The organism is Adlercreutzia rubneri, assembly GCF_009755265.1.
Lineage (GTDB): Bacteria > Actinomycetota > Coriobacteriia > Coriobacteriales > Eggerthellaceae > Adlercreutzia > Adlercreutzia rubneri.
This window is the reverse complement of sequence record NZ_WPOO01000001.1, coordinates 275050-296121: the sequence shown is the minus strand read 5'-3', so window position 1 is coordinate 296121 and position 21072 is coordinate 275050. Positions and strand designations below refer to the sequence as shown.

At 65.5% G+C, this 21072-nt stretch carries 19 protein-coding genes; 18 read left to right on the top strand and 1 reads right to left on the bottom strand.

Annotated features, from left to right (window positions below; translation table 11 throughout):
• Positions 1-23 precede the first annotated feature (23 nt).
• The 4 genes from ilvC (at position 24) to rnhA (ending at position 3801) form a co-directional block, all read left to right on the top strand.
• Positions 24-1019: a ketol-acid reductoisomerase gene (gene ilvC / locus GO707_RS01295; RefSeq protein ID WP_157011678.1), complete on the top strand. Its 996-nt coding sequence runs from the start codon at positions 24-26 to the stop codon at positions 1017-1019.
• A gap of 262 nt (positions 1020-1281) precedes the next feature.
• Positions 1282-1554 (top strand): twin-arginine translocase TatA/TatE family subunit, encoded by a 273-nt coding sequence (gene tatA, locus GO707_RS01290; RefSeq protein WP_117285214.1) that lies wholly within the window; start codon positions 1282-1284, stop codon positions 1552-1554.
• Positions 1555-1764: 210 nt separating this feature from the next.
• On the top strand, positions 1765-3228 hold the full coding sequence (locus tag GO707_RS01285) for a helix-turn-helix transcriptional regulator (RefSeq protein WP_157011676.1): 1464 nt from the start codon (positions 1765-1767) through the stop codon (positions 3226-3228).
• Positions 3229-3315: 87 nt separating this feature from the next.
• Positions 3316-3801 (top strand): ribonuclease HI, encoded by a 486-nt coding sequence (gene rnhA, locus GO707_RS01280; RefSeq protein WP_157011777.1) that lies wholly within the window; start codon positions 3316-3318, stop codon positions 3799-3801.
• 447 nt (positions 3802-4248) lie between these two features.
• Here the strand turns inward: rnhA and GO707_RS01275 are convergent, their stop codons facing one another.
• The gene (locus tag GO707_RS01275; protein WP_157011674.1) at positions 4249-5475 is read right to left on the bottom strand and encodes a deoxyguanosinetriphosphate triphosphohydrolase family protein; all 1227 of its coding nucleotides are present in this window, start codon (positions 5473-5475) and stop codon (positions 4249-4251) included.
• A 126-nt stretch (positions 5476-5601) separates the two neighbouring features.
• On the opposite strand from GO707_RS01275, the gene dnaG reads away from it, so the two are divergent.
• The 14 genes from dnaG (at position 5602) to cgr1 (ending at position 21011) form a co-directional block, all read left to right on the top strand.
• Positions 5602-7467, top strand: coding sequence for a DNA primase (gene dnaG / locus GO707_RS01270; RefSeq protein WP_223901124.1), 1866 nt, complete (start codon positions 5602-5604; stop codon positions 7465-7467).
• Between the two features lie 162 nt (positions 7468-7629).
• Positions 7630-8172: a peptide deformylase gene (gene def / locus GO707_RS01265; RefSeq protein WP_302797150.1), complete on the top strand. Its 543-nt coding sequence runs from the start codon at positions 7630-7632 to the stop codon at positions 8170-8172.
• A gap of 1 nt (position 8173) precedes the next feature.
• On the top strand, positions 8174-9112 hold the full coding sequence (gene fmt / locus GO707_RS01260) for a methionyl-tRNA formyltransferase (protein WP_330037949.1): 939 nt from the start codon (positions 8174-8176) through the stop codon (positions 9110-9112).
• Positions 9105-11138 (top strand): transcription antitermination factor NusB, encoded by a 2034-nt coding sequence (locus GO707_RS01255; protein WP_157011670.1) that lies wholly within the window; start codon positions 9105-9107, stop codon positions 11136-11138. Before fmt ends, GO707_RS01255 begins: the two co-directional genes overlap by 8 nt.
• Positions 11139-11329: 191 nt before the next feature.
• Positions 11330-11914 (top strand): helix-turn-helix domain-containing protein, encoded by a 585-nt coding sequence (locus GO707_RS12660; protein ID WP_227069540.1) that lies wholly within the window; start codon positions 11330-11332, stop codon positions 11912-11914.
• A 119-nt stretch (positions 11915-12033) separates the two neighbouring features.
• Positions 12034-13824 (top strand): AMP-binding protein, encoded by a 1791-nt coding sequence (locus GO707_RS01245; protein WP_157011669.1) that lies wholly within the window; start codon positions 12034-12036, stop codon positions 13822-13824.
• Complete coding sequence (locus GO707_RS01240) at positions 13824-14561, top strand: nucleotide-binding protein (protein ID WP_157011667.1); 738 nt, start codon at positions 13824-13826, stop codon at positions 14559-14561. Before GO707_RS01245 ends, GO707_RS01240 begins: the two co-directional genes overlap by 1 nt.
• A 73-nt stretch (positions 14562-14634) precedes the next feature.
• Complete coding sequence (locus GO707_RS01235; protein WP_022739974.1) at positions 14635-14841, top strand: 4Fe-4S binding protein; 207 nt, start codon at positions 14635-14637, stop codon at positions 14839-14841.
• A gap of 4 nt (positions 14842-14845) precedes the next feature.
• Positions 14846-15916 (top strand): 3-methyl-2-oxobutanoate dehydrogenase subunit VorB, encoded by a 1071-nt coding sequence (locus tag GO707_RS01230; protein ID WP_114539012.1) that lies wholly within the window; start codon positions 14846-14848, stop codon positions 15914-15916.
• 1 nt (position 15917) lies between these two features.
• Positions 15918-16772, top strand: coding sequence for a thiamine pyrophosphate-dependent enzyme (locus GO707_RS01225; RefSeq protein ID WP_114539013.1), 855 nt, complete (start codon positions 15918-15920; stop codon positions 16770-16772).
• A complete protein-coding gene (locus tag GO707_RS01220; protein ID WP_114539014.1) occupies positions 16772-17305 on the top strand; it encodes a 2-oxoacid:acceptor oxidoreductase family protein in 534 nt (177 codons plus the stop codon). The genes GO707_RS01225 and GO707_RS01220 overlap by 1 nt, the downstream gene beginning before the upstream one ends.
• A gap of 161 nt (positions 17306-17466) precedes the next feature.
• Complete coding sequence (locus GO707_RS01215; protein ID WP_157011664.1) at positions 17467-18021, top strand: helix-turn-helix domain-containing protein; 555 nt, start codon at positions 17467-17469, stop codon at positions 18019-18021.
• A 180-nt stretch (positions 18022-18201) separates the two neighbouring features.
• Positions 18202-19875 carry an AMP-binding protein gene (locus tag GO707_RS01210; protein WP_157011662.1) on the top strand — a complete coding sequence of 558 codons (1674 nt, stop codon included), beginning with the start codon at positions 18202-18204 and terminating at the stop codon, positions 19873-19875.
• 422 nt (positions 19876-20297) lie between these two features.
• Positions 20298-21011 carry a cytochrome c-type protein Cgr1 gene (gene cgr1 / locus GO707_RS01205; protein WP_114539017.1) on the top strand — a complete coding sequence of 238 codons (714 nt, stop codon included), beginning with the start codon at positions 20298-20300 and terminating at the stop codon, positions 21009-21011.
• Positions 21012-21072 lie beyond the last annotated feature (61 nt).

The following is a 21072-nucleotide window of genomic DNA, read 5'->3' as shown; positions in this document are numbered from 1 at the left end:
ACAAGAGAAAGGAACCAAAACTCATGGCCGTCACCATCTACTACGAACAGGACTGCAACCCCGACATCATCAAGGACAAGAAGATCGCCATCATCGGCTACGGATCCCAGGGTCATGCCCACGCGCTGAACCTCAAGGACTCCGGCTGCGACGTGCGCGTGGGCCTGCGCGAGGGCTCGCACTCCATCGAGGCCGCCGAGGAGGCCGGCCTGCGCGTGACCGACATGGCCACGGCCGCCGAAGAGGCCGACCTCATCATGGTGCTCGTGCCCGACGAGCTGCAGCCCGAGGTATACGAGACCTACATCGCGCCGCACTTGAAGGCCGGCGACACCCTCGCTTTCGCCCACGGCTTCAACGTCCACTACGGCTACATCACCCCGCCTGAGGACGTGAACGTCATTATGTGCGCGCCGAAGGGCCCCGGCCACATCGTGCGCCGCCAGTACACCGAGGGCTCCGGCGTGCCGGACCTCATCTGCGTGGCCCAGGACGCCACCGGGGACGCCTGGGACATCGCGCTATCCTACGCCTGGGGCGTGGGCGGTGCGCGTGCCGGCGTCATCAAGGCCACCTTCGCCCAGGAGACCGAGGAGGACCTCTTTGGCGAGCAGGCCGTGCTCTGCGGCGGTTTGGTGGAGCTGGTGAAGGCCGGCTTCGAGACCTTGGTGGACGCGGGCTACCCGCCGGAGCTCGCCTACTTCGAGTGCTACCACGAGATGAAGATGATCGTCGACCTCATGTACGAGAGCGGCATCCACTTCATGAACTACTCCATCTCCAACACCGCCGAGTACGGCGAGTACTACGCGGGCCCGAAGGTCATCAACGAGCAGAGCCGCGAGGCCATGCGAGAGATTCTGGCCCGCATCCAGGACGGCGCTTTCGCCGAGGAATTCGTCGCCGATTGCAAGAACGGGCACGCGTGGCTCCTCGAGCAGCGCGAGGCCATCAACACCCACGAGATCGAAAAGACCGGCGAGCGCATCCGCGGCATGTTCAGCTGGATCCACGAGTAGGAAAAATCTCCCATAGTTGTTCTGTAGGGGCTGACCTCGGTCAGCCCTTTTTTGCGTAAGCTTCTGACCAGCGAAAACGAGCTTTGTCACGTAAAGGTGTGACAGGGAAATTTCTTCGCCACGTGACAAAATCACGGGTCTGCGTGATAGGCAGGAGGCTTGGAAGGGGGCATAGTGGGCGGCGTCGAAACGCAAAAAACGGTGAAGCGCGGCGCAAGGAGTGTCCCGGCCGGCTTCGAAGCAAAGAAGGAGATTACCCACTATGAAGATTCTCGGACTGGGCGTGCCTGAGCTCGTTATCATCCTCGTCGTCGTGCTGCTCATCTTCGGGCCGAAGAACCTCCCCAAACTCGGCGCCTCCCTCGGCAAGACCGTGAAGAGCCTGCGCGAGGGCATGGCCTTCGATAAGAAGGACGACGAAGAGGTCGAGGAGATCATCGAGATCGTCGAGGACGAGCCCGAGGTCGCCTACGCCACTGCCGGCGAGCCAGAGACCAAGGTGGTCAAGAAGGTCGTTCGCAAGAAGGCCGAGTAACATCCGTGAACCGTCCCTGCGCCCTCGGGTGCGGGGTTCGTTTCAACCCTCCCTCCCAAGAGAAGCGGCAGCTGCCAGATACGGCCAGCGCCGCTTCTCTTCGTTTTACCAGATGCGGTTCATTTCGTCGGATGTTCCCGTCGGTGAGAGCCGATTCGTTTCATTGCGATAGAATACACCGTTGTCAATGCGAGAGAGAAAGGGAGGTTCATGGCGACGATGACGCTTTCGCGTTTGCGCCAAGCGCGCTACGCCATCCTCGGTTTCGGTTGCAACCAGGCCTTTCTCTTCGCCATGCTGTATCTGGGCTCCTATAACGAGAGCAGCCAGCACGGGTTCCTCATCGATCGGGCCGACCTGCTCTGCGTGCTCCTCGTCATGGCCGCCACCTTCGCGCTCATGACCCGCGAGCGCCGGCGTCGGCATCTCATGGTCGTGGCCGAGGGTCTCGTTCGCTGCTACGCGCTGCCGTTGGTGGGAGCGCTGTACCTCATCGTCGCGCTGCACAGCCTTGCGCCTGGCATTCCGTGGCTCGCGCTCGCCGCCGTGGAGGGGCTCGCCGCCGGTATCCCTCTCGCGCTGCTTCTGTGCCGGTGGGGCCGGGTGCTGGGGAAGGCTTCCATCGACCAGTCCGTGCCCGAGGTGTTCATCGGAAGCGCCCTGGGCGCCGCGGTGTGCTTCTTCGTCGTCGCCATTCCCGTGGAGGGCGCCTACATCCTGTTGTACGTGCTGCCCGTGGGAAGCGCCTGGGCTCTGCGTGCGCTCGGCGAGCCTGCTGACCGCGACGCCGAGACCGCGACTACCGACGATCCAACCGAGGAGGCCGCCAAGCTCTCCGGTCGCATTATCGCCGGCACGGTGGTCTACGGCCTGGCCACCGGTGCCGTGGAGGCCCTTGCCACCAGCGCCGAGGGGGGAGCCGCGTCATCGCTTTCCGTCACCTTCGTGCTCTTCGTGCTGTATTGCGCCGCTGCGCTGCAGCTCTACGGGGGTCGTCCGCTCTCGGTGGGCGTGCGCGCCGTGCTGCCCACGGGGCCCGATCAGGAGGTGGGGCCGCTCGGCGGCGCGTACCGGCTCGCCATCCTGCTCATGGTGGGCGGTTTCGTGGCGGTGCCGCTGCTGGAGAGCGTGAACGTCTCCGGCGTGGCCGTGGTGCTCGCCGGCTATCTGGGGGTCTTCTCGGTGCTCGTCTCGCTGTTCCTCATCATGGGCCGCATTGGCGGCGGGGACGCGGCGCGCTCCTTCGCCCGGGGCTTCGCGGCGCTGTTCGCGGGCGAGATCACCGGCGTGCTCGTCGGCGGCGTGCTCGGGGCGCTTCCCGGCGCCTTCGACGTGTCGGCGGCGCTCGTGGCCCTGGCCGGCGTGGCGGTGCTGTACGCGTATCTGTTCCTGTTCACTGACCGCGACATGGCAGCGCTCTCGGTGGTCATCGCCCAGAGCGACCGTTTCGAGGAGGCCTGCGATCTCATCGCGCGCACGGCGAAGCTCTCGAAGCGCGAAGCGGAGATCTTGCCGCTCGCCCTGCGCGGCCGCACCGCCGAGCGCATCGCCGGCGAGTTCTTCATCTCGAAGAACACCGTTGATACGCACCTGCGCCGCATATACGTCAAGTGTGACGTGCACACCCGCCAGGAGCTCATCGACCTGGGTGAGCGCACGGAAGCGGAGCTGTAGCCCATGACCGCGCAATCCGGCTTCTCTTTCAACGACTTCGCCGCCGCGGGACACGTGGCGGCATCTTCCAACCACCAAGGAGCTCCCATGGAAGTGACCCTGTACTCCGACGGCTCGTCCCGGGGCAACCCCGGGCCGGGCGGCTACGGCACCATTCTGCGCTACACGGCGCCCTCGGGCGCGGTGCACGAGAAGGAGTTCTCCGCCGGTTTTTCCTGCACCACCAACAACCGCATGGAGCTGCTCGGCTGCATCGTGGGCCTGGAGGCCTTGAAGCGCCCCTGCACGGTGACGGTGTACTCCGATTCGCAGTACCTCGTGAACGCCTTCAACCAGAACTGGGTGGCCGGCTGGCTGAAGCGAGGATGGAAGAACTCCCAGAAGCAGCCCGTGAAGAACGTCGATCTGTGGAAGCGGCTGCTTGCGGCCAAAGAGCCCCACACCGTGAAGTTCGTCTGGGTGAAGGGCCACGCGGGCCACGCCGAGAACGAGCGCTGCGACGAGCTCGCCACCACCGCCGCCGACAACCCCGCCTGCCATCAGCAAGACACTGGTTTTTGGGGGGATCTGTGAAGATGACCTTCTCGGGAGACTCTGTGTTTGGAAAGATGCAAAAGTAGTCTTTATGGATCGAGTCTCATTTCGCATCAAGGCATGTATAAAGCGCGAGGATTTGGAAAATGTGTTTAAATGGACGGTATTCTAAGATCCGGACAAACTGAAGAGCAAAAAAGCACATTTTCCAAATCTGAATGTTTAATATGCGGAGGGTAGAATTACAGACTTCGAGAAAAGCCTGGTAGAGCGATTGCAAAAAATTTGCACTCGCATAATTGCATCGCCGTGATTTGGAAAATGTGTAATTTTGGAAAGAGCAATTTGGAAAATGTGCTTTTCTGGAGTCCGTTATCGTGGGAATCTTGTGGAAGCTCCAAAATAGCATATTTTCCAAATCGTGCAGAAAACAAAGAGTGCGACGTGCGTTCGGGTTTGCAAGCTAGCGAATCTGATTAGTAAGGGTTAGATGAGATCCGCGCAATAGCCGCGGGTTTGGATCTTGCGGCGGCTTGTCGGGAACAGGTGGCGGTAGATGGCCATGAAGTAGCTGTCGGTCATGGAGGCCATGTAGTCCACCACGATCTGGTTCGGCTCGCCGGCCAGGTACTCCCCGGGCACGATGGACCGCGATGCCGCGGCGAGGCGCCGCACGTGGTGCTGGAAGATGGGGCTTTCCCGCCGCTCTTCCAGAAGGTCGGCCAGAAGCCGCGCGTACATCTCCTCGAACATCTCCTCCACGAGGTTCTCGGCGTCGTCCACCATGCCCTCTTTCAAGTAGATGACCTCGTAGTTCTGCCGCTTCGCCAGCTTAAGATCGCGGAAGACCTCCTCGCTCATGGCAATCTCCGGCTTGCCGTAGGAGTTGTTCACGATATCGACGGTGAGGTTGTTGATGATCTTCGCGTTGGTCACGCCGATCGCCTCGGAATCGAAGGGGGAAAGCGAATCGATGACCCCCATGGCGAGCGCGTCCTGGCGGTCCTTGCCGATGTAGGCGATCATGTCGGCCACGCGCACGACGCAGCCCTCCAGCGTGGAGGGGCGCAGGGTCTTGATGGTGGACTCGTCGGCCGTGCAGGCCTCCACCAAGTTGTCCAGCTGCTCGAACGTGGTCGTCTCTCCCAGGCGCAGCACCTGCTGGGCGAACTCGCCGTTGTGGCAGAGCACCCCATCGAGCGTCTGTAGCGAGATGTTGCGACGGTACAGGTTGTCGAGCACCCGCACCGAGTGCACATTATGGTTGAAGGTACGACCGGTGCGCGCGCGGTAGCAGGCCGATAGGAACCGCTCTCCTGCGTGGCCGAAGGGGGTGTGCCCCGTGTCGTGGCCGAGCGCGATGGCCTCGATGAGGTCGCAGTTCAGCCCGAGCAGGCTACCGATGCCCCGAGCCACGCGGCTTACGAGCTGCACGTGCAGCCCGCGCCGCGAGATCTCGTCGTTCTCGGCGAAGGAGAACACCTGGGTCTTGTCGGCGTAACGGTTATAGGCGGGCAGGTTCAGCACCTTCTCTGTGTCGCGCACAAAGGCCGGGCGTGTGAGCGTGGCCCGGTCGTGGGCGAAGTCCTCGCGGCGCACCACGTCCGCGTCATCGGTGCGGTAGGGACTCACGCGGCCGGCGGCGCGGTCGGCCCGAATGGCCTCTTCCACGTCGGGGCTCAGGGTAAGGTAGGGGACGTTGTTCTCTGCCATGGCTCGCTCGCTTTCGCTGGTCGTTAGTTTTGCCGCTATTGTAGCTGCGGAACATCTGTTTGCACGTGGCGGTGCTATACTTTCCAGAAAACGACGAAGAGCGACGAGAAGAAAGCGGAGGGACGCGTGGCCGGCATCAGCGACGAGGATATCCAGAAAGTTCGCGACGCGAGCGATCTCGTGGCGGTCATCGGCGAGCGCACCCCCGTCAAGCAGAAGGGCCGCGACTTCTGGTGCTGCTGCCCGCTGCATCAGGAGAAGACCCCCTCGTTCAAGATCGACCCGGCGACCCAGCTGTGGCACTGCTTCGGCTGCGGGGAGGGGGGCGATGTCTTCTCGTTCATCATGAAGACCGAGGATTTCAACTTCCCCGAAGCCGTGCGCTATCTGGCCGACCGCGCCCACATCGACATCGCGGAGGATACGCGGGGCGGGGGCGTGTCGCGCTCGGTGAAGAGCCGTATGAAGGAGATCTGCGCGCGCACGGCCGAGTTCTACCACACCCAGCTCATGCGCGGGCGCGGCGAGGGGCCGGACGCCGCGCGGAAGTACCTGGCCTCCCGCGGCTTCGGCGGCGAGGTGCCGAAGAAGTGGATGCTCGGCTACGCCCCCGGGCGCGGGGCGCTCGTCCGGCATCTTTCGGCCTTGGGCTTCAAACCCGACGAGATGATCCGCGCCAACGTGGCCCTCGACGGGCGCGGGGGCCCGGTGCGCGACCGCTTCTACGAGCGCGTGATGTTCCCCATCTTCGACGCCCAGGGCGATTGCGTGGCCTTCGGCGGCCGCGTCATCGGCGCCGGCGAGCCGAAGTACCTGAACTCCCAGGAAACGCCGCTGTTCCACAAGTCCCAGGTGCTCTACGGGCTTGACCAGGCGAAGGCGCGCATGGCCTCTACCGGCTGCGCCATCGTAGTGGAAGGCTACACCGACGTCATTGCGCTGCACGAGGCGGGCGTCACCAACGTGGTGGCCACCCTGGGCACGGCGCTCACCATGCGACACATCCGGGTGCTCGCCAAGCACGCGCCCAAGAAGATCGTCTACCTGTTCGACGGCGACGCGGCGGGTCAGAAGGCGGCCGACCGCGCCCTGGCCTTCATCGGCGAGAGCATCTCCGACAAGAACCGCAACTCCGTGGAGCTTCTGGCCGTCACCCTGCCGAACAACCAGGATCCGGCCGAGTTCGTGCAGGCGGAGGGCGCGCAGGCTTTGGAGGCGGTGGTGGAAGGGGCGCTCCCGCTCATCGAGTTCGGCCTCGAACGGCGCCTCGACAGCTTCGACTTGGACACCGCCCCCGGCCGCGATCGCGCGCTGGACGCGTGCCTGGCGGTGCTCGCCCCCATCAAGGACACGCTGGTGGCGAAGGACTACGCCGTGCGCACCTGGTCGCGCCTGCGGGCCCACGGGCGCCTCGGCATCGAGGAGGCCGACGTGCTGGAGCGGCTGGCAGCCCTGGAGACGCCCCGTGGCGCCGCCGAGGAGGAGACCGGGCCCGAGGCCCCCGCGCCCCGACCTGTGCGCCGCGCGCTTTCCCAGGCCGAGCGCAACCGCCTGCGCTTCGAGCGGGAGTTTCTGGCGCTCGCTTGCCAGCATCCCCTTGTGGGGCTCGCCCATGCCGATGCGCTGGCCCAGGTGCAGTGGCACGAGGAGGTGCACCGCCTTCTGGCCGAGAGCGTGCTCGCGACCCTTTCCGAGAACCCGGGCGCCGCACCTGCCGACATCGTCACGAAGGCGACGCTCGCCACGCCCCATGCGGCGCGCGTGCTCACCGCCGGGTCGTCCTACCCGTCGAGCACCCCGGAGGCCATCGGCGCCTACCTGGCCGAGGAGCTTGCCCTGGGCGATGCCGAGGAGGCCATCGGTGCGCTCACGGCCCAGATGAACGCCGGGGCCGACGGCGAGGAGGCCGAGCTTCTGCACGCCGCCGTCACTACCTTGCAGATGGACGTCGCCGCCCGTCGCGTCGCCCACCGAGCGCTGCCCGCCAGCTAGGGCACCCGCCGCCGTCCGTCCGTAGATTTCGCGGGTCATCTGGACAGGAGGGGCCTCGCGCTTCACAATGTCCCAAGCAACTGATACGATCCCGGGCCATTTCAGAGCTGCCCGGGGTTGCCGCAGCGCATTGACACTTCACTATACAGAGTAAGGAATACCGTGCTTCCCATTGTTATTTCCCCCGATCCCATTCTCGCCACGGTCTGCGAGCCGTGCGAGCCCGGCGACAAGTCGCTTAAGCGTCTCTCCAAGCAGATGGTCCACGCCATGTACAAGAACTACGGTTGCGGCATCGCCGCCCCCCAGGTGGGCGTCACCAAGCGCCTGGTCGTCATCGACGTCGATTGGGACGGCGAGAAGGGGGAGAAGAACCCCATCGTGCTCGTGAACCCCGAGATCGTGGAATTGGCCGGCGAGCCGGAGGAGGGCGGCGAGGGCTGCCTTTCGTGCCCCGGCGTCACCGTGCCGGTGAAGCGCCAGCCGTGGGCCCGCGTCCAGTACTACGATTTGGACGGCGAGTTGTGGGAGATCGAGGGCGACGGCCTGCTCGGCCGCTGCCTGCAGCACGAGATCGACCACTTGAACGGCAAGACGCTCTTCGAGAGCTGCGATCCGGTGACTCGTATCGAGGCCCTGCGCGCCTACGAGGAGGCCAAGGCCGCCGGCGCCCGCCCGGGCGACACCGATATCGAGGTGAAGTAGCGTGCGCGTCGTCTTCATGGGAACGCCCCGCTTCGCAGCGGAAATCTTGGACGAGTTGGCGGAGTTCCACGAGATCGCGGCCGTCTACACGCGTCCCGACGCCGTGCGCGGCCGGGGAAAGGCGCTTGTGCCCTCTCCGGTGAAGGAGGTGGCCGAACGTCGCGGTTTTCCCGTGCGAACGCCGCGCACGCTGCGCGACGCCGCGGTGCTCTCGGAGCTCGCCGCGTTCGCGCCCGATGTCATCTGCGTGGCGGCCTACGGGGCGATTCTCCCCAAGGAGGTGCTCGACCTGCCGCCCTTCGGCTGCCTGAACGTGCACGGGTCCCTGCTTCCGCGCTGGCGCGGGGCGGCCCCCATCGAGCGGGCCATCCTCGCCGGCGACGAGGAGATCGGCGTGTGCATCATGGCCATGGAGGAGGGGCTCGACACCGGCGACTACTGCGTGTGCCGCTCGCTGCCCGCAGGTTCGCGCACAGCCGCCGAGCTCACCGAGGAGCTGGCAGCCCTGGGCGCCAGCGCGCTGCTCACGGCGCTGGCCCAGGCCGAGGGCGGCAACCTGCGCTGGGTGGCCCAGGACGAGGCGCTGGTCACCTACGCCGAGAAGATCGCCAAAGGCGAGCTGAACCTCGATCCTGCCGAGAGCGCCGTTGCGAACGATCGCCGCGTGCGTGCCTCGGGCGCCGCCCATCCCGCCCGGGCCGTCGTCGCCGGCCGGCCGCTGACGGTGCTGGCGGCCCGCGTGGCCGACGATGCTCCTGCCGACCGCCTGGGCTCCGGCGCGGCGGCCCTTATCGCGAACCGACTGCTTCTCGGCTGCGCCGAGGGGGTCTTGGAAGTAACCGAAGTAAAACCGGACGGCAAGCGCGCCATGGACGCGCGCTCGTTTGCCGCCGGCGTCCCCGCGCTGTGGGGCGAGGAAGGAACATGGTCCCGTGCATAACGATCATCGATCCCACAACCAGAGACGATCCTACGACCGAGCGAGCCAGGGCGATCGCAACGCCCAGGGCGGCGCGCGGCAGAACCGCGGGCCGCGCCCCGGCGGCAAGTCCGGCGACTTCCGCAAGGGAGGCAAGCCCGGTGGGTTCCGCAAAGACAGCAAGCCGGGTGGCTACCGCAAGGATGACCGGGGGCCTCGTGACGGGAAGCCGAGCGACTTCCGCAAAGGGGGCAAGCCCGGCGGGTTCCGCAAAGACGGGAAGCCGGGTAGCTTCCGCAAGGATGATCGCGGCCCCCGCGACGGGAAGCCCGGCGGCTACCGCAAGGACGGCAAGCCCGGCGGATTCCGCAAGGACGACCGGGGCCCGCGTGACGAGCAGCGATCCGACGCCGACCGGAAGGACTTCCGTGCCCGCGATGGCAAGCCAACTGGTGGGAGCGCCCCCCGCAAGGATTTCGGCCCGCGCACAGACCGCGGCCCTCGGCGCGATTCCCGCGAGGCGGGCCACCCGCGCGAGGTGTTCATCGACGGCAAGCTCATGGCGGCCCCCGACCAAGACGTCCCGCAGGATCGCGGCCCGCGCTTCGATGGGCCTCGCGACGGCGGCCGCGGAGGCGCGCCGCGCCGCGACCAGGTGCGCCGGCAGAAGGCCCACAAGGCCACGACGGCCCGCGAGCTTGCCCTGGCGGCCATCCACCAGCTGAGGGAGCGCGACGCGTTCGCCCAGGACATCATCGCCAAGACCATCGATATCTCGCCCCTGTCGCGGGAGGATCGGGCCTTCGCCACCCGGCTCGTGCTGGGCGTGGTCAGCACGCGCGGCACCCTGGAGGACATCATCACGGGCTGCATGGACTCGCCCGACGATGCGGCCCCGGCAGTGCGCGACGCGCTGTGCCTGTCGGCCTACGAGATCGTCTTTTTGCAGAAGAGCCCCCATGCCGCCGTCGATCAGGGCGTCGAGCTGGTGAAGTCGGTGGCGCCGCGCGCCGGCGGTCTCGCCAATGCGGTGCTGCGCCGCGTGGTGCGCGCCAAAGAGGTCTTCCCCTTCGGCGACCCGCGCACTGATATCGCCGCCTATGCGCGGCTGCACGGTTTCCCGGTGTGGCTCGCCAAGCGGCTCATCGCAGAGCTCGGGCCCGAGGGCGCCCGCGACTTCATGGTAGCCTCGAACGAGCCGGCTCCGGTCTACATCGCCGTCAACGCGCTGAAGGCCGCCACCGACGAGGAGGTCGTCTCGGTTCTCGCAGCGGCTCACGCTGGGCCTGAAGCCATGGCGCTGGGCGGCTGTGCCGTACCCGGCTGCTACAAAGTGGCGTCGGGCGTGCCCCTGCTCGATGGCCGTGTGCGCCGCATGATAAACCAGGGCTTGCTTCTCGTGTCCGACGCCACCTCCCAGGCAGTGGCGGATCTGGTGGTGGGAGATACGGCACCGGAGTCGTTCTTGGAGATCGGCGCCGGCCGCGCCACGAAGACCATCCTCGACCAGAGCATCGCCTACCGGCGATACGGCAAGCAGATCCCCGAGTACGTCACCGTTGACGTGCACGCCTTCAAGACCAAGCTGCTCCAAGAGCGCGCCGAGCAGTACGGGGCGCACGTGAGCGAGGCCATCATCGGCGACGCCACCGACTTGGACGCCCTGGTGGGCGAGCGCACTTTCGATCGCGTGTTCATCGACTCCCCGTGCACGGGGCTGGGCACGCTCCGGCGTCATGCGGACATCCGCTGGCGCCTGCGCCCCGAAACCATTGCCGAATCGGCCGAGCTGGACGCACGTCTCTTGGAATCGGCGGCATCCCATGTGGCTCCCGGCGGCATTCTGGCCTACGCCACCTGCACCGTCACCCACGAGGAGAACGCCGATGCCGTGGAGGCCTTCCTGGCCACCGAGGCCGGTGCCGCCTTCGAGGTGGTGCCCTGCCGAAACCCCGACCTCGACATCGAGCTGCCGTTCTTCTCCACCGTTTTAGAGCCCGGCGGCCCCGACGCCCACTTCCTCGCCCTTTTGCGTCGCAAAGCCTAGGCTCGCGCGCACCGCGATCTTAAGGCGCCCTTCGGGGCGCCTTCGTTTTCGCGTCTGGCGATGGCGAAGCTGCGGGAAAAACTATAGGCGCATCGCCGACTTTTTAACCGATTGGAAATGTTGACCGCCGAGATGCCAGTAAAATAGCGTGCTACAGTCATTTTCGAGAACCGATAAGGAGGTCGCAGGTCGTGGAGCCGAATATCAAAGAGGTGGCGGGGCGTATTCGCGCTCTGCGAGAGGACATGGACCTCACATTGCAGGAGATGGCCGAGGCCACGGGCCGGTCGACGGCGGAATACGCCGCACAAGAGTCCGGCGAGGAGGACCTCTCCTTCACCTTCCTGTACAAGTGCGCCGAGAAGTTCGGCGTCGACGTCATCGAGCTGCTCACCGGCGAGAACCCGCACCTGACGGGCTACTCGCTCACGCGCGAGGGCGCGGGCCTTTCCATCAAGCGCCGCGCTGGCTTCGAGTACCTGCACAAGGCGCCGCATTTCCGCCACAAGCTGGCCGAGCCCTTTGTGGTCACCGCCCCCTATTTGGAAGAGGAGCAGGACGTGCCCGTGCACCTGTCCCACCACGAGGGCCAGGAGCTCGACTTCATCATCTCCGGCCAGATGCGCTTCGCCTACGAGGATCACGAGGAGATCCTGAATCCGGGGGATGTAGTCATGTACGACTCCGGTCGCGGCCACGGCATGATTGCTACCGGAGGAGAGCCCTGCGTGTTCCTCGCCATTGTGATGAAGCCCGAGGGGGAGAAGATTATCTAGGCGGCCCGACTCGCGGGTGTGGCCGGCGTTCTTTGGCCCGGCCGCGCGCCCGCGCATCCGGCGTCGCCGAACCCAAGGTAATCGCCCGCCCTTTCAAGACTTCACCCAAGGATATCATCATGAGAAACATCAACTTGCGCTACGTGGACGAGGCCTACGACGAGAACGGTCTGCTCACGAGGTTCGACATCACCATGCCCGACAACTTCAACTTCGCCTACGACGTCGTGGACGACATCGCGATCAACGACCCCGAGCGCACCGCCATGGTCTGGTGCAATCCGGAAGGGGAGGAGCATGTCTTCACCTTCGCCGACATGAAGACGTGGTCGGACAAGACGGCGAACTTCCTGGCGGACTGCGGCATCGGGCGCGGCGACTTCGTCATGGTCATCCTGCGCCGCCACTACCAGTTCTGGTTCACGATGCTGGCCCTGGAGAAACTGGGGGCGGTGGCGGTACCGGCCACCTTCATGCTGAAGGAACACGACCTCACCTATCGCCTGAACGGGGCGGATATCAAGGCCATCATCGCCACCTCGGCCGGGGACATCGCCGACACCATCGACGCGGTGGTAGAGGAGTGCCCCAGCGTGGAGACGCTCATCCTCGTGAACCCTGCCGGCGCCGGGCTCACCCCTCGCGACGGGAACGGGAACTGGGTCGCTCCCGCCGGCGAGCTTGTCGGCGAGGCGCTCTCGGGCCCTGCTGGCATCTGCGCGGCCCCCGTCGCGCGCGAGGGCTGGCGCGACTTCAACAGCGAGGTGCGCGCCGCCTCGGCCGACTTCACCCGCCGCGAGACGGCGGGCGCCGATCCCATGCTCATGTACTTCTCCTCGGGCACTTCGGGCAATCCCAAGATGGTGCTCCACGATTCCGGCTACGCGCTGGCGCACCTCATCACGGCCAAGCACTGGCACAACGTGAACCCCGAGGGGCTGCACTTCACCATCGCCGACACCGGCTGGGGCAAGGCGGTCTGGGGCAAGTTCTTCGGCCAGTGGCTCATGGAGGCCGCAGTGCTCACCTACGACTTCGACCGCTACGATCCGGCCGAGATTCTCTCCCTCGTCGGTCGCTACGGCGTGACGACTCTCTGCTGCCCACCGACGATGTACCGCCTCATGACCGAGGTGGACGTGGACGCCTTCGACCTGTCCAGCTTGGAGTACTGCACCACGGCCGGCGAAGCGCTGAACCCCGATCTGTTCGACTTCTGGCGCGAGCATACCGGCCTTACCATCTACGAGGGCTTCGGCCAGACGGAGACCCCGCTCACCGTGGGCAACCTCACGAACTCCACGCCGCGCCCGGGCTCCATGGGCAAGCCGGTGCCGATGTACGTCATGAAGGTCCTCCGCGAGGACGGCACCGAGTGCGACACCGGCGAGACCGGCGAGATCTGCATCGCCATCGATCCGCATCCGGCCGGCATCATGATGGAGTACTACCGTAATCCCGAGAAGACCGCCGAGGCCATGCACGACGGCTGGTACCACACCGGCGACACCGCCTGGCGCGACGAGGAGGGCAACTACTGGTACGTGGGCCGCAACGACGACGTCATCAAGTCGAGCGGCTACCGCATCGGCCCCTTCGAGATCGAGTCGGTCATGCTCGAGCACGACGCCGTGCGCGAGGTGGCCGTCACCGGCGTGCCCGATCCGGTGCGCGGCTTCGCCGTGAAGGCGACGGTGGTGCTTGCCGACGGCTGGCAGGGAAGCGACGAGCTTACCGCCGAGCTGCAGAAGTGGGTGAAGCGCCAGACGGCCCCCTACAAGTACCCGCGCATCATCGAGTACGTCGACGAGCTGCCCCGCACCGTCAACGGCAAGATTCGCCGCGCCGCCATCCGCGAGCAGGACAAGACCCACCACGCCTCTCAGAAGACCCCCGAGGGGCTCATCTGATGACGGCGGGCGCATCTACTGGGCTCCCGTTCCCGTTGGAGCCGGTTGTGGTGGTGACGGGACATTACGGGGTGGGAAAGACCAACTTCGCCCTCAACCTCGCCCTGGACGCCGCGGCGGCCGGCTACCGCGCGACGCTCGCCGACATGGACGTCGTGAATCCGTACTTCCGCTCGAACGAGTACCGCGATCTTCTGGAAGGGGCCGGGGCTCGGCTCATCGCGCCGGTGTTCGGCCACACGGGCACGAGCCTCGACGTCCCGTCGGTCACCGGCGAGCTCGCCGTGGCCGCGGCGGAGGCCTATCGCGACGAGACGGGGCGCACAATCGTCATCGTGGATGCCGGCGGCGACGATGTGGGCGCCACGACGCTCGCGCGCTTCGCGCCGGCCCTCGCGGCGGGGCCCTATGCCATGCTCTACGTGGTGAACGCCTTCCGCAACCTCACGCAGACCTCCGCCGATGCGGTGGCGGTGCTGCGCGAGATAGAGGCCAAGAGCCATCTTGAGGCCACGGCCGTGGTGGGCAACTCCCACCTGCAGGGCGAGACAACTATGGGACACATCGCCGAAAGTGTCCCGTATACCCAGGCCGTGGCCTCGATGGCAGGCCTTCCCGTTGCCTGCATTACCGCCCCCATTCAGGCCATTCAGCGAGAAAACACGGGGTCAACAGCACTGTCGGGCATTCCCAATGGCTATGCTGTGAGCGTGTACGTCAAGCCTCCCTGGTCCTAAGGGCGGCCCATTCAGCATGAGAGAGAGGCGCGGGCGCAGCGGCCCGTGCGCGAGTTAAGCAAGGGAGGTTTCCATGGCGCGAGTCACCATCGACGATTTCTTCTGCAAGGGGTGCGGGCTGTGCACCGACGTCTGCCCGGTGGGCATCCTCGAGCTCGATCCGGATGTCATCACGGCCAAGGGCTATCACCCGGCCCATTGCACCGACGAGGACAAGTGCACCGGTTGCGCCACCTGCGCGACCATGTGCCCCGATGTGGCCATCACGGTTGAAAGGTAGTTCAATGGCTGAGAAAGTACTCATGAAGGGCAACGAGGCCATGGCCGAGGCGGCCATGCGCGCCGGCTGCCGCTTCTTCTTCGGTTACCCCATCACGCCCCAGACCGAGGTGGCCGCCTATATGGCGAAGATGATGCCGAAGGTGGGGGGCACCTACCTTCAGGCGGAGTCCGAAGTGGCGGCCATCAACATGGTCTACGGCGCGTCGGCGGCCGGTGCCCGCGTGATGACCTCCTCGTCGTCCCCGGGAATCTCGCTGAAGAGCGAGGGCATCTCGTATATGGCCGGCGCCGATCTGCCCGGCGTCATCGTCAACGTGCAGCGCGGCGGCCCGGGTCTGGGCTCCATCCAGCCCTCCCAGGCCGACTACTGGCAGGCCACCAAGGCCACCGGCCACGGCGACTTCCACATCGTCGTGTACGCGCCCTCCACGGTGCAGGAGATGGCCGACTACGCCTTCAAGGCCTTCGACACGGCCGACAAGTACCGCGTGCCGGTCATGATCATGGCCGACGGCATGCTCGGCCAGATGATGGAACCCGTGGTGCTGCCCGAGGCCCTCGCCTTAGAGGATCTGCCGGAGAAGCCCTGGGCCACCTGCGGCCACGGCCACAAACGCCCCCACAACGTGGCGAACTCGCTGTATCTGACCGCGTCCGATCTGGAGGACCTCGTTCGCGAGCGCTACGAGCGCTACGCCGTCATCGAAGAGACCGAGCAGGAGGCCGAAACCTACCTCACCGAGGACGCCGACATCGTGCTCGTGGCCTTCGGCGGTGCCGCCCGCGTGGCCCGCTCGGCGGTGAACGCCGCCCGCGAGCAGGGCATCAAGGCGGGGCTTGTGCGCCCCATCACGCTGTGGCCCTTCCCGACCCGCGCCATCGAGGCGGTCGTTCCCACGGCCAAGGCCTTCCTCGATGTGGAGATGAACATGGGTCAGATGGTGGAGGACGTCCGTCTGGCGGTGGCCGGCCGCGTGCCGGTGGAGTTCTACGGCCGCACCGGCGGCGTCATCCCGACCCCCGACGAGGTGCTGGCGGCCATTGTCGCTTTGAACGAGAAGGTAGGTGAGTAGCATGGCCGAGACGACTGAGAAGGAAATGAAGGTGGTCTTCGAGCGACCCCACTCCCTGTTGCCCGTGGTCACGAACTTCTGCCCCGGCTGCCCCCACGGCATCGTGGAGCGTCTGGTGTGCGAGGTCATGGACGAGCTGGACATCGAAGGCGAGACGATCGGCGTGGCGCCCGTGGGCTGTTCGGTCATCTCCTACGACTTCTTCGGCTGCGACATGATCGAGGCCGCCCACGGCCGAGCGCCCGCGGTGGCCACGGCGGTGAAGCGCGTGCATCCCGACAAGGTGGTCTTCGCCTATCAGGGCGACGGAGATCTGGCCTCCATCGGCATGGCCGAGACGGTCCATGCGGCCACCCGAGGCGAGAACATCACCATCATCTTCATCAACAACGCCATCTACGGCATGACCGGCGGCCAGATGGCCCCCACCTCGCTGCCGAACCAGGTGACCCAGACGAGCCCCTACGGGCGCGACGTGTCCACAGCCGGCAACCCCATCCGCGTGAGCGAGCTTCTGAACGCGCTGGACGGCCCGGCCTACATCGAGCGCGTCTGCGTCGATACGCCGAAGAACGTGCGCAAGGCCAAAAAGGCCATCAAGAAGGCCTTCCAGAACCAGATCGACGGCGTGGGCTACTCGTTCATCGAGGTGGTCTCCACCTGTCCCACCAACTGGGGCATGACGCCGCAGGACGCTTTCGAGTGGATGCGCGTGAACATGCTGCCGTACTACCCGCTCGGGGTGGTGCGCGATGTGACCGCCGACGGCTTCGCCAATGCTGCCGAGGCGGCGAGCGCCCGCAATGCCGCCTGCCCCATCGCCCATCCCGAGGCTGTGTCAGAAGGAGGCAACTAATGGGCAAGGATCTTACCTGTGTCGTCGCCGGCTTCGGCGGCCAAGGATCGCTGTTCGCCGGCAAGGTCATCGCCACGGCCGGCCTCATCGAGGACCGCGAGGTGTCGTGGATGCCCTCCTACGGCCCCGAGATGCGCGGCGGCACCGCCAACTGCTCGGTGACGCTGTCCGATGAGCCCATCGGCAGCCCGCTGATCACGCGCCCGCGCGCACTCATCGCCCTGAACCAGCCCTCCTTTGACAAGTTCATCGACAACGTGGAAGAGGGCGGCATCGTGGTGGTTGACACGGCCATGGTGCCGAGCCTCACCGAGCCTGAGGGCGTGACGGTCATCGGCATTCCCGCGACGAAGATGTGCGAGGAGGCCGGCCTCAAAGGCCTCGGCAACATCGTGCTCATCGGCAAGCTGTGGGCCGAGACCGGCTTTTGTTCCGAGGAGGCGCTCGACGGCGCCATCGCGAAGGTGGCCGGCAAAAAGCCCGAGAAGCTGGAGCAGAACCGCCAAGCCATCAAACTCGGCATCAACGCTTAGTATTCAATCACGGCGCAGCAGACGCGAGACGGGGCGGGCGTCCCCGCGCGCAGGTTGCGCAGCGAACGGAACAGCCCAGTGGGCTGTTCCGCCGAGCGAGCCATTGCTTGAGCACGGGGATGCCCGCCCCGTCTCGCGCCGGACAGGACAGAAGGACAAACATGGAAGAAGAGAACCTGAAAGACTTGGGCGAGCGCCTGCAGGGCCTGCGCGAGGCCTGCGACGTGTCGCGCCACACCATGGCCGAGGAGCTCGGCGTGGACATCGACACCTACCGCGCATGGGAGGAGACCGGCGAGGACATCCCGATCTCAGCCATCTACCACATGGCCCGCAAGTTCAGCGTCGACCTCACCGAGATCCTCACGGGCACCGCACCGAAGCTGGACACCTACCATTTGGTGCGCCGCGGCGAGACCGAGGAGGTCGAGCGCTTCCCGGGGTACCACTACGAGGACATGGCCAGCCGCTATGCCCGCAAGATCATGCAGCCGCTGCTGGTCATCTTGGATCCGTGTGACGAGCCGGCCGAGCTGGTGTGCCACGATGGCCAGGAGTTCAACTACGTGCTGGAAGGGTCGCTCATCCTCACCTTCGGCGACCGCGACATCCAGCTGAACGCCGGCGACAGCATCTATTTCAACCCCACCTACCCCCACGGCCAGCGCTGCAACGGCGACGTCCCCTGCAAGTTCATCACCATCATCGCGGAATAGCACTATCACGTTTTCGTAAGAGCAGCGTCGCGATTTCGGGTGCTTCGGCCGAGGGAGTTCCGCAGCGAACGAAACAGTCCAGTGGACTGTTTCGCAGAGCGAGGACTGTCTGAGCGAATCGAAGTACCCGGAAGCGCGGTGCGGAGGACAACAAATAGGAGAGCAGAGAGAAGCACCACTATGGATCATGTTCTGAAGAAGTACTGCCCGAGAATTGAGTTCGATTCCTACGAGGACTTCGCCGAGAACTTCACCATCGAGGTTCCCGAGGCCTTCAACTTCGGTTTCGACGTCGTCGACGAGTGGGCCGCCGTGGAGCCCGACAAGCGGGCGCTTCTGTGGACCAACGACGCCGGCGAGGAGCGTGTGTTCACGTTCACCGACATCAAGTGCCTGTCCAACCAGGCCGCCAACGCCTTTAAGGAGCTCGGCATCGGCAAGGGCGACGTGGTCATGTGCATCCTGCGCCGCCGCTGGGAGTACTGGGTGTGCGCCGTGGCCCTCTGCAAGTTGGGCGCCACCATCATCCCCGCGTCGCTGCAGCTCACGCGCAAGGATGTGGTCTACCGCGCCAACAGCGCCGACGTGAAGGCCATCGTCGCCGTGAACGACGAGTACGTCTGCACGCAGGTGGAAGAGGCCATGCCCGATTGCCCCACGGTGCGCGAGAAGTTCATCGTGGACGGCTCCCGCGAGGGCTGGGTCGATTTCGACGAGCTCATCGCCGGCTACCCCGATACCTTCGAGCGTCCGACCGGCGAGGCGGGCGTCACCTCCAAAGACATCATGCTCATGTACTTCACGAGCGGCACGACGGGCAACCCCAAGGCCGTGGAGCACAACTTCGCCCATCCGCTCGGCCACATCATAACGGCGAAGTACTGGCAGCAGGTGCAGGAGAACAAGCTGCACATGTCGGTGACCGACTCCGGTTGGGCCAAGTTCGGCTGGGGCAAGATCTACGGCCAGTGGATCGCCGGCGCCACCATCTTCGCTTACGACATGGACAAGTTCGTGCCCACCAAGCTTCTCCAGAAGATCCAGGACTACAAGCTCACCACCTTCTGCGCGCCGCCCACCATGTACCGCTTCATGCTGCAGGAGGATGTGGCCGCCTACGATCTGTCCAGCGTGGAGAACTTCGCCACGGCCGGCGAGCCGCTGAACGCGGAGGTGACCATTCAATGGGAGCGCCTCACCGGCAAGAAGATCCGCGAGGGCTTCGGCCAGACCGAGGGCCCGGTGCTTCTGGCCACCTTCCCGTGGATCGAGCCGAGGCCCGGCTCCATGGGCAAGCCGTCGCCCCTGCTCAACGTGAAGCTGCTCGACGACGACGGCCGCGAGGTCGATGACGGCGAGGAGGGCGCCATCTGCGTGACGGGCCTGAAAGAGGCCTACCCGCCGGGGTTGTTCGTGGGCTACTACGGCAACCCGGAGCGTACGGAGGAGGCCGTGGGAGGGGAGTATTACAACCTCCACGACATGGCTTGGCGCGATTCCGACGGCTATTGCTACTTCGTGGGTCGCAACGACGATGTCATCAAGTGCTCCGGCTACCGCATCGGCCCCTTCGAGGTGGAAAGTGCGCTGGTGGAGCATCCGGCCGTGGTGGAGTGCGCTGTTACGGCGGCGCCGGATCCCATCCGCGGCAAAGTGGTGAAGGCCACCATCGTGCTCGCGAAGGGCTACGAGGGCACCGACGCGCTCACCCGCGAGCTGCAGGACCACGTGAAGAAGACCACGGCTCCCTACAAGTACCCGCGCATCATCGAGTACGTGGACGAGCTGCCCAAGACCATCGGCGGCAAGATCAAGCGCAAGCTCATCCGCCAGACCGACGGTATTCAGGAGTAGTTCCGTTCGCCCTGACGGGACGAACGGGAACGCCGACGCTGCGGCTCCGACAGGCACCTGGCCTTGCCCCTTGTTTTCACCTCGGCGCGTACCGAAGTACGCTTGGGTGAAAGGCGGGGCAATTCCAGGCACCTGTCGGAGCCTCGCTGATTTCCTTGGTCCAATTTCTCTCTCTTTTCTTCTCGATGGGCTAAAAACACCATTGGCGAGAATTTCGCGGTGATCGGCGTTGTCAATTGCAGCCAAGTTCAGGTATCATGCACATCGAAGCGAAACCCCAAGGGGCGATGGCGTCGCGCTTCGAATGGCGCCGCCCTTGCCCCTCGAGGTTCAGAGGTCAGCTGGGGAGGGCAGATCGCTCGCTTCGAAGGAAGGAGATGCCATAAGGGCATCTCGAGGATCCCCAACTGGAAGGAAGAGGCATGACAGAAGAAGAGAAAAAGGTGGACGGGCAGACTGCCGAGCCTGCCGCCCAGAAGAAAAAGAAGAAGTGGCCCATCGTCGTGGGCGTCGTCGTCGCTGTGCTCGTCGTGGCCGGCGCCGGCTTCTGGGTATGGCACGAGCAGCCGAGCTTCTGCAACGCCATCTGCCACACCCCGATGGACGCCTACCTGCCCACCTATGAGGCCGAGCCTGGCCAGGCCGCCACTGACGTGTGGGGCAACGAGGTCGCCAACGCCTCCGGCATGATGGCCGCTGTGCATCGCGCCCAGAACGGCACCACCTGCCTCGGTTGCCACGTGCCCACCCTGTCCGAGCAGATCGGCGAGGGCATGAGCTGGATCACCGGCAGCTACGAGGTTCTGAACACCCAGACCGGCCAGCAGGTCGTGCCCGAGAAGTCCCTGGAGGATCTCGTGGCCGCCCGCGGCATCGAGCCCGATCAGTTCTGCCTGAACGAGTCCTGCCACAACATGACTCGCGACGACCTGATCCAGGCCACCGCCGATCTGGAGCGCAACCCGCACGTGGCCCAGCACGGTGAGAACCAGTGCAGCGACTGCCACAAGGCGCACCGCGCTTCCGTGAACATGTGCTCGCAGTGCCACAACGACGCCCCCATCCCCGAGGGCTGGATCTCCGCTGCGGACAACACCGCGCTGGAGAAGGAGCTGGACAGCCTGAACAAGGCCTAAGCTTCTCGCCACGCAGAGCATCATGGGGAAGGCCGCCTTCGGGCGGCCTTCCCTTTTTGTC